Here is a 13525-nt window from a genome sequence, read left to right as displayed (position 1 = left end):
CGGGGCGCTCTCAGTTCGGCTTGATCCCCGCGCCCTTGATCACGGGACCCCAGCGCTCCACCTCCGATTTCAGGAAAGCGCGGAACTGCTCCGGGCTGCCGCCCACCACGTCGGCGCCGTCGGAGCGCAGGTGTTCGAGGAGGTCGGGCGCGCTCAGCGCCTTGGCGAATTCCGCATTGAGCTTCACCACGATGTCCCGCGGCGTGCCGGCCGGCGCCAGCACGCCGAACCAGGTCGCGGCCTGGTAGCCGGGCAGGCCCGCCTCCGCGATCGTCGGCACCTCGGGCAGCGAGGACGGGCGCTTGTCGCCGGTGGCGGCCAGCACGCGCAGCTTGCCGGCCTTCACCTGCTGCAGCGTGCCGGGCATGTTGGCGAACATCACCTGCACCTGGCCGGCCATCAGGTCCGCCAGCGCGGGACCGCTGCCGCGGTAGGGCACGTGCGTCATGTCCACCCGGGCCGCCGTCTTGAACATCTCGCCGGCCAGGTGGAGGATGGTCCCGTTGCCGGCCGAGGCGAAGTTGACGGTGCCGGGCTGCGCCTTCGCCAGCGCGATCAGTTCCTGCACGCTGGTGGCCTTCACCGAGGGATGCGCGACCAGGATGCCGTTGACCGTGCAGACGTGGATCACCGGGTCGAAGTCCTTCAGCGGGTCGTAGGGCAGCTTCTCGTACAGCGAGGCGTTGACCGCGAAGGAGCCGGCCGCGAACAGCAGCGTGTAGCCGTCCGGCTTGGCCTTGGCGACCGCATCGGCGCCGATGTTGCCGCCGGCGCCCGGCCGGTTCTCCACCACGAAGGTCTGGCCCAGGGAGGCCGTGAGCTTCTGCGCGATCAGCCGGCTGACGGTGTCCGAGGATCCGCCGGCCGCGAAGGGCACGACCAGCCGCACCGGCCGGTCGGGATAGTCCGCCGCGCGCGCGAGCGGTACGGCACCGGCCAGGGCGAATGCCAACAGCAACGCGCGGCGTGCCGTCCTGGATACTGCCTGCATGGGGGCTCCCGAAGTGGTCGGCGCATTCGAGCACGCGGGGCGCGGGCGACCAATGGGATTTCCCTGATGGACTGCGCGGCGCATCGCGCGGCGCTCTTCCGCAATTTATTCCATGCTTCGCGCGAGACCCTCACGCGCGGAGGGTGGCTGCACCCGGGGATGCGCACGCTGCGCCTTGTCCGCATCATGGGCTCCGCGCGAAGGAGGCCCCATGATGAAGTCGCTCGCTCTCGTCGTTCTCGTCGCACTCGCCGGCTGCTCCGCGATGCCGCAGCCCGAACACACCGCCGCGGCCTGCGCCGCCCGGCCGGGCAGCTACGACTGCCAGCTGCACGACTACTTCCGCGCGCCCTGAGCGCACGCCCGCGCATGTTCCAATCGGGCGCATGTCGCTGCTGGCCACCCTCGCCCCGCTGGTCTACGTCCAGGTCGCGCCCGATCGCGTGACGCTGCGCAACGTGAAGTCCGGCCAGTCGGTGTCGGAGCCGCCGCTGCTGGCCGTCAACCCGCAGCTCAAGTCGCCCATCCTCGCGGTCGGCGCCGAGGCCGCGCTGCGCGCCGGCCCGGGCGTGCAGATGGTGAACCCCTTCGCGCATCCGCGCACGCTGGTGTCCGACTTCGTCCATGGCGAGCAACTGCTCAAGGCGCTGCTCAGGCGCCTGCTGCCGAACGCGATCTTCACCGTGTCGCCGCGCGTGGTGCTGCATGCGATGGGCGATCCCGAAGGCGGCTTCACGCAGATCGAGGTGCGCGCGCTGCACGAGATGGCGCTGGGCGCCGGCGCGGCGGAGGTGCGGCTCTGGCAGGGCCGCCCACTGAGCGACGAGGAACTGCTGTCCGGCAACTTCCCCACGGACGGCAAGGTGCTGGCCTGACACTTGCGCGGCCGTGGCGGGCTTCCATAATGGGCCGCGAAGGGACGGCATTCGCGTCCCTCCCGTAGCAAGGACCCGCAATGAGCAATGAGTTCGTGGTCGGCGCCTTCGTGGCGGCGATGGCAGTGGTCGTCGCCTGGAACCTCTGGAAGGGGCGCAGGGGCGCACGTGAACCGGCGGGCGGCAAGGCAGGCACCGCCGGCGCGGCTGCCGTGGCCGGCCAGGCCGGAGGCGACGCGGGCGGCGGCGCCTGCGGCCCGAGCGGCTCGGACGGCGGCTCCTGCGGCGGCGGCGACGGCGCCTGAGCCCCCGGAGGACACGATGGACATGCTCGTGAACATCGACGTGCCGGACCTCGCCGGCGCCGAGGCCTTCTACTGCAATGCCTTCGGCTTGCGGCCGGGCCGGCGCTTCGGCGAAGCGGCGCTGGAACTCACCGGCGGCTCCGTCACGCTCTACCTGCTGGTGAAGGAGGAAGGCAGCGCGCCCACGCCGCAGGGCGCGGGCGTGCGCAGCTACAGCCGGCACTGGAGCCCGGTGCACCTGGACTTCGTGGTGGCCGACATCGGCGCCGCCACGCAGAAGGTGCTGGCCGCCGGCGCCGTGGTGGAAGCACCGGTCAAGATCGCGCGCTGGGGCAAGCTCGCCCCCTTCGCCGACCCTTTCGGCCACGGCTTCTGCCTGATCGAGTTCCTGGGCCGCGGCTACGACGAGATCGCCGACCCGGAGACCACGACCCCGGACGCCAGCAACGACGACGACCTGCAGGAGCGGAGCGAACAGGCATGAAGCCGCGCATCACCCTCCTCACCCTCGGCGTGGACGACCTCGAGCGCGCCGTGCGCTTCTACCGCGACGGCCTGGGCCTGCAGACGCCGGGCATCGTCGGCACCGAGTTCGAGCACGGCGCGGTCGCCTTCTTCGACCTGGCGCAAGGCCTGAAGCTGGCCCTGTGGCCGCGCGCCAGCCTGGCCCACGACAGCGGGCTGCAGGTCACGCCGCGCAGCGCCACCGAGTTCTGCCTGGCCCACAACGTGGCCGCGCGGGCCGAGGTGGACGAAGTCATGGCGCAGGCGCAACAAGCGGGCGCCACCCTGGTGAAGGCGGCGCACGAGACCTTCTACGGCGGCTACGCGGGCTATTTCCAGGATCCGGACGGCCACCTGTGGGAAGTTGCCTTCAATCCGCAGATGCTTCCTGCGTAAAGAATGGACTTGCCGCCGCCGGCCGCTGAAAATCGCGGCATGGCTTTCCGCTCCCTCGTTCTTGCCGCGGCCCTGGCCGCATCGGCCGCCGGCGCGCAGCAGGCCGCCGCCGTCGGGTCCGAATCGCGCGACACCGCCACGCTCTCGGTCGGCGCCAGCAATTTCGCCGTCGGCCGCGTCGCGCGCGAATGCCTGGGACTGGTGGGGCGCAGCGAATCGCCGGAGCAGTTCATCACCCAATGGCGGCAGCGCAACGCGCGCTTCGTGTCCGCCTCCTCCCGGTACATCGAAAGGCGGCTGGAAGAAGCGGCCGCCAGCGGCGGCCCGGACAAGCGCGAGGCGCTGCTGCGCGACATCCGCCAGGCCGTGCAAGGCAGCGGCGACTCGCTCGCGCGTTCGCTGCTGCAGCGCGGGCGCAAGGAGGAGGCCTGCATGAACGCGGTGACGCTGGTGGACACGGGCGTGCTGGACATCACGCCCAAGCTGCCCACCTATCCCGACATCGAGTCGCTGGTGCGCTGGGCCGAGCAATGAACGACTTGCCGCCGCTGCCCACGACGCCCCCGGGCCGCTACCGCCACTACAAGGGCGGCGAGTACGAGGTGCTGGGCGCCGCGCGCCACAGCGGAACGCTGGAGCCGCTGGTGGTGTACCGGCCCCTCTACAACGACAGCGGCTGGTGGGTGCGGCCGCACGCCATGTTCTTCGGCTCCGTCGAGGTGGACGGTGCGATGCAGCTGCGCTTCACCCGGGTCCTCTAGCTCAGCGGCCCGTCAGAAGGGTTTCCCCACTCGGCACCGGCGGGGCCGCACCTATGCTGCGGCTGGCGGTGAAGCGTTGGCATGCCAACACGAACTGCCACCCCCACACACCATGAGCTCGAACAGCGCCGCAGCGCGGCCCACCACTTCCTCGATGGCCTGGTGGAAGCCGGCATCGAACACCTGTTCTCCAACTTCGGCACCGACCACGTCTCGCTGATCGAGGCCATGGCGCAGTTCGCCCGCGAGGGCGGCCGCAGCCGAACGTGATCCTCTGCCCGCACGAGAACGTCGCGATCCACATGGCGGGCGGCTATGCTGCCGTCACCGGGCGCGGCCAGGGCGTGATGGTCCACGTGGACGCGGGCACCGCCAATTCGGCGATGGGCCTGCACAACCTGTTCCGCTCGCGCTGGCCGGTGCTGCTGATGGCGGGCAAGTCGCCCTTCACGCTGCGCGGCGAGCTGGCCGGCTCGCGCGACAACTACGTGCACTTCGTGCAGGATCCCTTCGACATCGGCAGCCTGGTGCGCCCGTACGTGAAGTGGGAGTACGCGTTGCCCAGCGGCGTGGTCACCAAGGAAGTGCTGCGCCGCGCGCACACGGATGATGCACAGCGACCCGCCGGGCCCCGTGTACCTGACCCTGCCGCGCGAGACGCTGGCCGAGGAATGGGGCGCGGTGGCGAGCTTCCCGGCGGAGCGCTTCGGTGCGGTCAAGGCCGGCGGGCTGTCGGCGGCGGCCGCGGCGGAAGTCGCGCGCGCCCTGCTGCAGGCGAAGAAGCCGGTGGTCATCACCTCCTACCTGGGTCGCAATGCGAAAGCCGTGGCGGCGCTGGAGGCGCTGGCCACCGAGTGCGGCATCCGCGTGCACGAGTTCATGCCGACGTCCATGAGCATCTCGCGCGCCTCGCCCTGCTTCGGCGGCTTCGATTCCGCCAAGGCGCTGGCCGGCGCGGACCTGTGCCTGCTGCTGGACGTGGACGTGCCCTGGCTGCCCAAGTTCACTCAGCCCGATGCCGGAACGCGCTTCCTCCACATCGACGTCGATGCGGTGAAGCAGGACTTTCCCATGTGGGGCTTCGCCACCGACCTGCGGCTGCAGGCCGATTGCGGCGAGGCGCTGCCGGACGTGCTGCAGGCGGTGCGCGCGCAGGCCGACGACGCCTTCCGCGCGCGGGTGCGCGAACGCATGGCCGGCTGGCCGCGCGAGCGCGACGAGCGCATGACGGCGCTGGCGGCGGCCGCGGCGCAAGCAGGGAGCTCGGGCGCGCTCTCGCCGGCCTTCGTCTGCGCGGCGATCAACCAGGCGATCGGCGAGCAGGACATCGTCGTCAACGAAGCGATCCGCAACTCGCCCTCCGTGCTGACGCAGATCCTGCGCACGCAGCCGGGCACGCTGATCGGCTGCGCCGGTGCCGGCCTCGGCTACAGCAGCGGCGGCATCGCGCTGGGTGCGAAGCTCGCGCGGCCGCAGCAGCGCGTGGTGCAGGTGGTGGGCGACGGCGGCTTCCACTTCTCCACGCCGACCTCCGTGTACGCCACCGCACAGCGCTACAAGCTGCCCATCCTCACCGTGGTCCTGGACAACGGCGGCTGGCAGGCGGTGAAGGAAGCGGTGCTGCGCGTCTACCCGAAAGGCGAGGCGGCCGGCGCCAACCAGTTCCACGCCCAGCTCGGTGGCGAGGTGCGCCGCTTCGACCAGGTGGCGCAGGCCTTCGGCGCGCACGGCGAGCACGTGAGCGAACCGGGCGAGCTGGATGCGGCGCTGCGCCGCTGCGTGCAGGCGGTGGACAATGGCCAGGCGGCGGTGCTGCAGGTGAAGGTGGCTGCCCTGTGAACACGCGGCGCGCGAGCGCCATGGAACCCAAGGAGACAAGAGCATGAAGCGCAAGCAGTTCGTCCACACCGTCGCCGGCGCCGCCCTGTGCGCGCTCGCGCTCCGGCCTTCGCGCAGGGCGCGGCCAACCCCGCGGCCGGCTTCCCGAGCAAGCCGATCCGGATCGTCGTGGGCTATGCGCCCGGCGGCGCCAACGACATCCTCGCGCGGCTGGTGGCGCAGAAGATGCAGGAAAGCTTCGGCAAGGAAGTGGTGGTGGAGAACAAGCCCAGCACCGGCGCCATCGTCGGCAGCGTGGCCGTGGCCAATGCGGCACCGGACGGCTACACGCTCCTCATGGGTGCCAGCGGCCCGATCGTGTTCAACCCGGCGCTGTACGACAAGCTGCCCTACAACCCGGTGAAGGACCTGGTGCCGGTGTCCATCGTCGGCACCTTCCCGCTGGTGCTCTCGGTCAAGGCCGATGCGCCCTACAAGAACGTGCAGGAACTGGCGGCGGCCACCAAGGCCAACCCGGAGAAGTCCAACTACGGCTCCAGCTCCGCGTCCTTCCGCCTGGCCACCGAACTGCTCAAGAGCAAGACCGGCATGCGCGCGGAACACATCCCCTACAAGGGCAGCATGGAGTCGGTCAACGCGGTCGCCTCCGGCACCGTCACCATGACGCTGGTGGACTCGGGCCCCGCCGTCGGGCCGATCAAGGGCGGCCTGATGAAGGGACTGGCGGTCACTTCGCCGCAGCGCATCGCCGCCCTGCCCGACGTGCCGACCATGGCCGAGCAAGGCGTGGACCTGACCATCCAGTTCTGGAGCGGCCTGCTCGCGCCGGCCGGCACCCCGAAGCCGATCATCGACAAGATCGCCGCGGAAGTGCAGCGCATCGTGAAGCTGCCCGACGTGCGCGCCCACATGGCGGCCCTGGCGATCGACCCCGCCGGGACCACGCCGGAGGAGTTCGCGCGCACCATCGCCAGCGAAATCCCGATGTGGACCGGCGTCGCCAGGGCGAACAACATCCGGGCCGACTGACCCGGCAGCGGAACTGTCCTACAAGCCGCTTCGCGCGGCGCGCGGAAGATACCTGCTCGAAGAGAGCGAGGTGAACCATGGCGCTGCCGCATGCGAAACATCTGGATGTGATCAACGTCGGGCCGATGGGCGAGAAGCTGCACGGACAGGTGAGCACCAGCCTGATCAAGACCGACCGCATCCAGCTGCTGCACATGGTGCTGGCCCCGCACCAGGACCAGCCGCAGCACCACGTGGACGACGAATGCACCATCCACTGCCTGGAAGGCGAGGTGGAACTCGTGATGGGCGGCGGCGTGCGCAAGCTGCGCGCCGGCAGCGTGGTGGTGCTGCCCGCCAAGGAGCAGCATGCCTTGCGCGCGCGCGTGGAGTCCGCCGTGCTGGTGACGCTGCTGCTGCGGGGTGGCGATGCCGCTGCCCAAGGCGGCGCGGGGAACCGGCGGGACCCGGGCAAGGACACGCCGGTGCGGCCTTGAGGCCTCAGGCGCGCTCGAAGTCGATGTAGCCCCGCTCGCCGTCCACGTCCACCAGGCGCACGGCGAGCGCATCCCCCAGGTCCAGTCCCTCGGCGCCGCGCACCAGCCGGCCCTCCACCATCGGGCTGGCGATCCGCACGAAGGTGCCTTTCGCGGCCGCGCCGGTCACGATCGCATCGAAGCGTTGCCCCATGCGCGGACGCAGCAGGAAGGCGGCGGCCGCCTTGAGCACCTGGCGCTCCACCCGGTTGGCGTTGTCCTCCTGCAGCGTGCAGTGGCGCGCGATCGCATCCAGCGTCGCCAGCGCATAGGGCGGCTCGTCGCCGGCCAGCGCCGCCTTCAGCAGGCGCTGCGTGACCAGGTCGGGGAAGCGCCGGTTCGGCGCGGTCGAATGCGCGTAGTCGTTCACCGCCAGGCCGAAGTGGCCGAGACCGCTGGAGCCGGGTGCGGCCGCGACGTACTCGCCCGGGCCGAGCATCTTCACGATCTTCAGGGAGAGGTCGGCGAAGGCCTGCGGGTCGGCGGCGCTGCGCGCGCGCAGGAAGGCATCGAGCGCGATCGGATCGGGCTGCTGCGGCAAGCGCACGCCGTGCTCTCCGCCAGGGCCTCGATGCGGTCCCAGCGGCGCGGCGACCGCAGGAAGCGGCGCAGCGAGGGAAAGCCGCGCTGGTCGAGGAAGCGCGCGGTGGCCGCATTGGCCGCGATCATCAGGTCGGCGATCAGCTCCTTGGCGCGGTTCTTCTCGTCGGCGCGCAGGTCCACCAGCCGCCCGTCCTCGAACACCGGCCGCGAGGAGACCGTCTTCACGTTCAGCGCGCCGCGACTCTGGCGCGACGCGCGCAGCCCGTTGGCCACCACGTCGTGCAGCCGCAGCTGCGCTTCCATCGCCCGCGATCCGGCGACCTGCCTCGGGGCGGGCGCGGTGCCGTCCAGCCAGGCAGACACTTCGTCGTAGGTGAGCTTCGCGTGGTTGACCACCGCAGCGCGATAGAGCTCGGAGCCGGTGACGCTGCCGTCCCGCTGGACCTGCAGGTCGACCACCACGGCCAGCCGCTCCTGCCCTTCGTGCAGCGAGGTGAGGTCGGTGGACAGCACCTCGGGCAGCATGGGGAACACGCCGGCGGCCGTATAGACCGAGGTGGTGTTGACGCCCGCGTGGTCGTCCACCTCGCCGCCGGGGCGCACCATCGCATCGACGTCGGCGATGGCCACCAGCAGCCGCGTGACGCCGCCAGGCAATTCCTCGGCGACGCTCAGCTGGTCGAGGTCGCGCGTGTCGTCGTTGTCGATGGAGAACCAGGGCAGCGCGCGCAGGTCGCGGATGTCGCCGCCCTTTTCCCCGCGTTGCAGCCGCGCGTCCGCGGCTTCGCGCAGGGCTTGCGGCGCGAAAGCGGGCCGCAGCCCGCGCTCGCGCATGGCGTCGACGGCGATGCGGTGCAGGTGCAGGGGATCCATGGAGGCCGACTGTACCGGCTCGGCGGTTCCCCCGGGGCGGATCAGCGCTGCATGGGCTCCGGCATGGGCATCGGGCCCTTGGGCGGTTCCGGCTGCGGGCCGAGGGGCGGCTTGGGTTCGGGGGCGGCTGCGTGGCCATCGCTTTTTCTCCTGTGCTGGAGCCACTTTGCACGGGCATGGGCCGGGGATGTGTAGGACGGGCGCGGCTCAGCTTGCGGCCGGCCTATCCTTCGCCATGGCCGCCGATTTCGACCTGCAACGCTTCGTCGCCGCACAGGACGGCGTGATGGACAGCGTGCGCGAGGAACTGCGCGCGGGCCGCAAGCGCAGCCACTGGATGTGGTTCGTGTTCCCGCAGCTGCGCGGGCTGGGCACGAGCGCCATGGCGCAGCACTACGGCATCGCTTCGCTGGAGGAGGCGCGTGCCTACCTGGCCCATCCCGTGCTGGGCGAGCGGCTGCGCGAATGTTGCGAGCTGATGCTGGCCGTGCCTGGCCGCAGCGCGCACGAGATCCTGGGCTCGCCCGACGACCTGAAGTTCCGCTCCTGCGTGACGCTGTTCGCGCTGGCTGCACCCGACGAGCCGCTGTTTCGCCGCTGCCTCGACCGTTTCCACGAGGGCGCGCCCGACCCCCGCACCCTGGCGCTTTGCGGCACCATGGGCGCATGAAACAGCAACAGCAGACGGGCGCCGCGACGCCGCAATTCGCGCACAACGAAGCCGAGTCCCGCTACGAACTGCGGATCGACGGCCAGCTGGCCGCCCGGGCCGAATACCGCAAGGAAGGCAATGCCGTGCGCTTCACGCACACCGAGGTGGACAGCGCCTACGAAGGCCAGGGCCTGGGCTCGCAGCTGGCCGCGCAGTCACTGGACGACGTGAAGCGGCGCGGCCTGAAGGCGGTGCCGGCGTGCAGCTTCATCGAGGGGTATATCGAGAAGCATGAGAAGGAGTATGGGGAGCTGGTGGCGCGCTGAGCCCCCACCCCTGCCCTCCCCCGGAGGGGGAGGGGGCAAACCGGTCAGACGTTCATCACCGCCACCGAGCGCACGTTCAGGTAGGCCTCCAGCGCCTCCGGCCCGCCCTCGGAGCCATAGCCCGAATCCTTGATGCCGCCGAAAGGCATCTCGGCGCTGGGCATCGCCGGCATGTTGATCCACAGCATGCCCACTTCGACGCGGCGCGTCAGCAGGTCGGCGTTCTTCAGCGACTTGGTGAAGCCGTAACCCGCCAGGCCGAAGGACAGGCGGTTCGCTTCGGCGATCGCTTCTTCCAGCTTGTTGAAGCCGCGGATGCCGGCCACCGGGCCGAAGGGTTCGTCGTTGAACACCTTGGCTTCCAGCGGCACGTCCAGCAGCACCGTCGGCTCCCAGAAGTTGCCGGCGTCGCCCACGCGCTTGCCGCCGGCCAGCACCTGCGCGCCCTTCTTCACCGCGTCCTCGTGGAACTCGGCCATCGCCGTCAGGCGGCGCGGGTTGGCCAGCGGGCCCATCTGCGTGCCTTCGGCCAGGCCGTCGCCGACCTTCAGGCCCTGCGCGTACTTGGCCAGCGCCTGCGCGAACTCGCCCTTGATACTCTCGTGCACCAGGAAGCGCGTGGGGAGATGCACACCTGCCCCGCATTGCGGAACTTGGCGGCGCCCGCAGCCTTCACGGCCAGCGCGATGTCCGCGTCCTCGCACACGATCACCGGGGCGTGGCCGCCCAGTTCCATCGTGACGCGCTTCATGTGCTGGCCGGCCAGCGCGGCCAGCTGCTTGCCCACCGGCGTGGAGCCGGTGAAGGTGATCTTGCGGATCACCGGGTGGGGGATCAGGTAGCCGGAGATCTCGGCCGGGTTGCCGTACACCAGCTGCAGCACGCCGGGCGGGATGCCCGCATCGGCAAAGGCCTTGATGAAGGCGGCCGGACCCGCGGGCGTTTCCTCCGCGGCCTTGACCAGCATGGAGCAGCCGGCGGCCAGCGCCGGGCCGACCTTGCGCACCACCTGGTTGATCGGGAAGTTCCAGGGCGTGAAGGCGGCGATCGGCCCCACCGGGTCCTTCACCACCATCTGGCGCAGCGCCAGGTTGCCGCGCGAGGGCACCAGGCGGCCGTACACGCGCAGGCCTTCGTCGGCGAACCATTCGATCAGGTCGGCGGCGGCGAGCGTCTCGCCCTTGGCTTCGGCCAGCGGCTTGCCCTGTTCCTGCGTCAGCAGCGGGGCGATCTCGGCGGCGCGCTCGCGGATCAGGCCGGCGGCCTTGCGCATGATCTTCGCGCGGTCGGCGGCCGGCATGTCGCGCCAGGTCTCGAAGCCTTTCTGCGCGGCTTCCAGGGCCTTGTCGAGGTCGGCCTTGCCGGCCTGGGCCACGCGGCCGATTTCCTTGCCGGTGGCGGGGTTGAAGACGGCGAGCGAGCGGCCTTCGGCGGCATCCTGCCACTGGCCGTTGATGAAGAGCTGCGTGTTGGGGTAGGTCATGGCGGTCCCTTGGGCTGAGTGCATCCGGGATTATGCGGTGCACCCGGATGTCCCCGGGACCGGGAGGCGAAGGCCTTCAGTGCAGGCAGCCGGCCGGCTCGACCTCGGGCACGGCCAGTTCGCGGCCGACCATCGCGCGCGCGTAGAAGTAGTTGTTGCGGGCCCGCTCGCTCATGCCGTCCAGGTCGACATGGCCCTGCGGGTCGCAGGGGAAGGCAAAGCCGCGGCCGCTGTGGAACAGCGACGTGAAGCGCAGCTGGAACTCGGTCGTGGCGTTCGCATTCATGGCGTTTCTCCCAGGTGGGTCGCCGGAGCTGCCGGTGTGGAGCGTCGAGTGCATGCTCGCTCGCCGCGGGCCTGCCGGCATCCCCTTGTGGATTGCTCCGTATGGGGGACCATGCATTCCCCGTGCCACCTCCCGGAGCCCGCCGTCGCCCCACCCACGCGCCGCAAGCCCGCGCCACGCCTCACGAAATGCGCAAGGCCGGGGCACCGTCGCCGGTGCCCCGACCGGGGGTCGGGGGAATATCCCCCGCAGACGGGGGCGCGCCGCTTACTGGGCGTTGGCGGGCGTGCCGGCCAGCGTGCTGGACACGCCGATGGCACGGTGCTGCGCCAGGTAGGACGAGCCGCTGTCCTCGCCGGACAGCGCGCGCACTTCGTTGCGGGCCGCCAGGTAGTCCGCCGTCACGGCCTCGCGGGTCGTGGCGCTCTGGAAGCCCTTGAGCGGGTTGTACGAGGTGGACCAGGGGTTCACGCCGGCCTTCTTGTAGGCGTCCAGTTCGGCGCGCACTTGGGCGACGGACTTGCTGCCGGTGAACACGTCGTTGCCGTAGATCGGGCCTTCGGCGAAGGCGTTGCCGGCGAACGAGGCGGCGAGCACGAGGGAGGAGAGGGCGAGCTTGGCATTCATGATGGTTTCCTTGCGTCAGAGAAAGTTGCGATGGATCGGCTGGTCCGGCCTGTGCATCGAGTCGTGCGCCGGCCGTGGATGCACTGTAGGCAGCGCCCTTTAGCTGTCGCTTAGCGTTCTCTTAGCTGGAAATGAGCCCTTGGCTTTTCGGCGATGATGCGTGCCCGATGCCCCAACCCAAGAACGACTGGCTGCCGCTGGCCATCACGCTGGCGATCCAGGCCATGGTGGCGATGGCGCTGCTGACGATCCCCGCGATGGCGCCCAAGGTGGCCGAGGCGGTGTCCGTGTCGCCCACCTACGTCGGCGTGTACATCGCGCTGGCCTACGTGGGTGCGATGGCCGCCAGCCTCGCCTCGGGCGCGGGCGTGGCGCGCTACGGGCCGATCCGCGTGAGCCAGGCGGGGCTCGTCCTGTGCGCGGCGGGACTCGCCTTGAGCGCCCTGCCCTCGGTGGCGGCGATCGCGGCGGGCGCGCTGCTGGTGGGCATAGGCTACGGGCCGATCACGCCGGCCAGCTCGCACCTGCTGGCGCGCACGACGCCGGCGCATCGCATGTCGCTGGTGTTCTCCGTCAAGCAGACCGGCGTGCCCCTGGGGGCGCGCTCGCGGGGGCGATCGTGCCGGGGTTGCAGGTGGTCGCGGGCTGGCAGCTGGCGCTGCTGCTGGTGGCGGTCGCCTGCATCGCGTGCGCGCTGGTGTCGCAGTCGCTGCGCGGGGCCTTCGATGCCGACCGCGACGAGGCGCGCGGCTTCGGCATGGGCAACTTCCTGCACCCGGTGCGCATGGTGCTGGCGCACCCGGCCCTGCGCATGCTGGCCGGCTGCTCCTTCATCTTCTCGATCGCGCAGCTCTCGCTCACCACCTACCTGGTCACCTTCCTCACCGACAACCTCGCCTACGGGCTGGTCGCGGCGGGCGCGGTGCTGGCGATCTCGCAGGTCGGCGCGGTGTTCGGCCGCGTGCTGTGGGGCTGGGTGTCCGACCGCTGGTTCGGAGCGCGGATGATGCTGGCGCTGCTGGCCGCCGTGATGGCGGCCGCTTCCATCGCCACCGCGCTGCTGCATCCGCAGCTGCCGGACATCGTCGTGGTCGCCGTGCTGTTCGTGTTCGGCGCCAGCGCGATCGGCTGGAACGGCGTGTACCTCGCCGAGGTCGCGCGCCAGGCGCCCGCGGGCATGGCGGGCGTGGCCACCGGCGGCACGCTCACCTTCACCTTCCTCGGCGTGGTGCTGGGCCCGCCGGTGTTCGGCGCGCTGTCGGGATTGTTCGGCAGCTACCGCGCGGGCTTCGCAGCGCTGGCGGTGCCCCTGGCGCTGTGCGCGCTGGCGCTGTGGCGGCCACGGGCAGGCGGCAGCGGCGCGCAGTAGTCCTGCGCGCCGCGAGCGGACCAGGGTGGATTGCGCCGGCGCAATCGCGCGGAGCAGAATGGGGCCGTTCCGGCGCCTTCCGCAGTGTGGCGTCGTGGGAGGCAATGGAACTCATCCGGCCGCAGCTGCGGCCAATCCGATGGCTGGCTCC

The 13525-nt window shown here is 70.9% G+C and carries 20 protein-coding genes and 3 pseudogenes; 16 read left to right on the top strand and 7 right to left on the bottom strand.

What is annotated here, in order from left to right:
- Positions 1 to 10: 10 nt before the first annotated feature.
- Complete coding sequence (locus tag HK415_RS03365) at positions 11 to 991, bottom strand: tripartite tricarboxylate transporter substrate binding protein (RefSeq protein WP_171556771.1); 981 nt, start codon at positions 989 to 991, stop codon at positions 11 to 13.
- 211 nt (positions 992 to 1202) lie between these two features.
- Here HK415_RS03365 and HK415_RS03360 point away from each other — a divergent pair, with 211 nt between their 5' ends.
- The 12 genes and pseudogenes from HK415_RS03360 (at position 1203) to HK415_RS03315 (ending at position 7176) form a co-directional block, all read left to right on the top strand.
- Positions 1203 to 1346: a hypothetical protein gene (locus tag HK415_RS03360; RefSeq protein WP_171556770.1), complete on the top strand. Its 144-nt coding sequence runs from the start codon at positions 1203 to 1205 to the stop codon at positions 1344 to 1346.
- A gap of 31 nt (positions 1347 to 1377) precedes the next feature.
- Positions 1378 to 1866, top strand: a complete 489-nt coding sequence (locus tag HK415_RS03355) for a rod shape-determining protein (RefSeq protein WP_171556769.1) — start codon at positions 1378 to 1380, stop codon at positions 1864 to 1866.
- 80 nt (positions 1867 to 1946) lie between these two features.
- On the top strand, positions 1947 to 2171 hold the full coding sequence (locus tag HK415_RS03350) for a hypothetical protein (RefSeq protein WP_171556768.1): 225 nt from the start codon (positions 1947 to 1949) through the stop codon (positions 2169 to 2171).
- 16 nt (positions 2172 to 2187) lie between these two features.
- A complete protein-coding gene (locus HK415_RS03345) occupies positions 2188 to 2655 on the top strand; it encodes a VOC family protein (protein ID WP_171556767.1) in 468 nt (155 codons plus the stop codon).
- Positions 2652 to 3071 carry a VOC family protein gene (locus HK415_RS03340; protein WP_171556766.1) on the top strand — a complete coding sequence of 140 codons (420 nt, stop codon included), beginning with the start codon at positions 2652 to 2654 and terminating at the stop codon, positions 3069 to 3071. The genes HK415_RS03345 and HK415_RS03340 overlap by 4 nt, the downstream gene beginning before the upstream one ends.
- Before the next feature lie 39 nt (positions 3072 to 3110).
- Positions 3111 to 3605, top strand: a complete 495-nt coding sequence (locus HK415_RS03335; RefSeq protein WP_171556765.1) for a hypothetical protein — start codon at positions 3111 to 3113, stop codon at positions 3603 to 3605.
- Positions 3602 to 3832, top strand: coding sequence for a DUF1653 domain-containing protein (locus tag HK415_RS03330; protein WP_171556764.1), 231 nt, complete (start codon positions 3602 to 3604; stop codon positions 3830 to 3832). The genes HK415_RS03335 and HK415_RS03330 overlap by 4 nt, the downstream gene beginning before the upstream one ends.
- Before the next feature lie 81 nt (positions 3833 to 3913).
- Positions 3914 to 4102, top strand: coding sequence for a hypothetical protein (locus HK415_RS24430; RefSeq protein WP_253261753.1), 189 nt, complete (start codon positions 3914 to 3916; stop codon positions 4100 to 4102).
- 32 nt (positions 4103 to 4134) lie between these two features.
- Positions 4135 to 4272 (top strand): annotated as a pseudogene (locus tag HK415_RS26810) (thiamine pyrophosphate-binding protein); the annotation flags it as partial.
- Positions 4273 to 4438: 166 nt separating this feature from the next.
- A complete protein-coding gene (locus HK415_RS03325) occupies positions 4439 to 5671 on the top strand; it encodes a thiamine pyrophosphate-dependent enzyme (protein ID WP_253261752.1) in 1233 nt (410 codons plus the stop codon).
- Positions 5672 to 5758: 87 nt separating this feature from the next.
- Positions 5759 to 6700, top strand: coding sequence for a Bug family tripartite tricarboxylate transporter substrate binding protein (locus HK415_RS03320; protein ID WP_171556763.1), 942 nt, complete (start codon positions 5759 to 5761; stop codon positions 6698 to 6700).
- Positions 6701 to 6777: 77 nt separating this feature from the next.
- The gene (locus HK415_RS03315) at positions 6778 to 7176 is read left to right on the top strand and encodes a cupin domain-containing protein (RefSeq protein WP_171556762.1); all 399 of its coding nucleotides are present in this window, start codon (positions 6778 to 6780) and stop codon (positions 7174 to 7176) included.
- A gap of 4 nt (positions 7177 to 7180) precedes the next feature.
- On the opposite strand, the gene HK415_RS24420 is transcribed toward HK415_RS03315, so the two are convergent.
- A complete protein-coding gene (locus tag HK415_RS24420) occupies positions 7181 to 7762 on the bottom strand; it encodes an RNB domain-containing ribonuclease (protein WP_309246561.1) in 582 nt (193 codons plus the stop codon).
- On the bottom strand, positions 7666 to 8631 hold the full coding sequence (locus HK415_RS03310; protein WP_253261751.1) for a ribonuclease catalytic domain-containing protein: 966 nt from the start codon (positions 8629 to 8631) through the stop codon (positions 7666 to 7668). Before HK415_RS03310 ends, HK415_RS24420 begins: the two co-directional genes overlap by 97 nt.
- 235 nt (positions 8632 to 8866) lie before the next feature.
- Between HK415_RS03310 and HK415_RS03305 the strand changes: the two genes are divergently transcribed.
- Both HK415_RS03305 and HK415_RS03300 read left to right on the top strand, forming a co-directional pair.
- The gene (locus HK415_RS03305; RefSeq protein ID WP_171556761.1) at positions 8867 to 9301 is read left to right on the top strand and encodes a DUF1810 domain-containing protein; all 435 of its coding nucleotides are present in this window, start codon (positions 8867 to 8869) and stop codon (positions 9299 to 9301) included.
- Positions 9298 to 9609: a GNAT family N-acetyltransferase gene (locus HK415_RS03300; protein ID WP_171556760.1), complete on the top strand. Its 312-nt coding sequence runs from the start codon at positions 9298 to 9300 to the stop codon at positions 9607 to 9609. The genes HK415_RS03305 and HK415_RS03300 overlap by 4 nt, the downstream gene beginning before the upstream one ends.
- Before the next feature lie 44 nt (positions 9610 to 9653).
- On the opposite strand, the pseudogene HK415_RS03295 reads toward HK415_RS03300, so the two are convergent.
- From HK415_RS03295 to HK415_RS24415, 4 genes and pseudogenes are all read right to left on the bottom strand, one after another.
- Positions 9654 to 11092, bottom strand: a pseudogene (locus HK415_RS03295) (NAD-dependent succinate-semialdehyde dehydrogenase).
- 76 nt (positions 11093 to 11168) lie between these two features.
- Entirely contained in the window at positions 11169 to 11378 is a 210-nt protein-coding gene (locus tag HK415_RS03290) for a hypothetical protein (protein WP_171556759.1), read from the bottom strand.
- A 267-nt stretch (positions 11379 to 11645) separates the two neighbouring features.
- On the bottom strand, positions 11646 to 12005 hold the full coding sequence (locus tag HK415_RS03285) for a DUF4148 domain-containing protein (RefSeq protein ID WP_171556758.1): 360 nt from the start codon (positions 12003 to 12005) through the stop codon (positions 11646 to 11648).
- A gap of 121 nt (positions 12006 to 12126) precedes the next feature.
- Positions 12127 to 12303 carry a hypothetical protein gene (locus tag HK415_RS24415; protein ID WP_253261750.1) on the bottom strand — a complete coding sequence of 59 codons (177 nt, stop codon included), beginning with the start codon at positions 12301 to 12303 and terminating at the stop codon, positions 12127 to 12129.
- Here HK415_RS24415 and HK415_RS24410 point away from each other — a divergent pair.
- Together HK415_RS24410 and HK415_RS24405 are read left to right on the top strand one after the other, a co-directional pair.
- Positions 12230 to 12547: pseudogene (locus HK415_RS24410) on the top strand (MFS transporter); the annotation flags it as partial. The gene HK415_RS24415 and the pseudogene HK415_RS24410 sit on opposite strands and share 74 nt — an antisense overlap.
- A 77-nt stretch (positions 12548 to 12624) precedes the next feature.
- The gene (locus HK415_RS24405) at positions 12625 to 13374 is read left to right on the top strand and encodes an MFS transporter (protein WP_309246560.1); all 750 of its coding nucleotides are present in this window, start codon (positions 12625 to 12627) and stop codon (positions 13372 to 13374) included.
- Positions 13375 to 13525 lie beyond the last annotated feature (151 nt).

Origin of the sequence: Ramlibacter montanisoli, from assembly GCF_013087525.1 — a bacterium.
Taxonomy (GTDB): Bacteria; Pseudomonadota; Gammaproteobacteria; order Burkholderiales; family Burkholderiaceae_C; genus Ramlibacter; species Ramlibacter montanisoli.
Note: the sequence above shows the minus strand (reverse complement) of the source record. Positions and strands in the feature narration are given on the sequence as shown.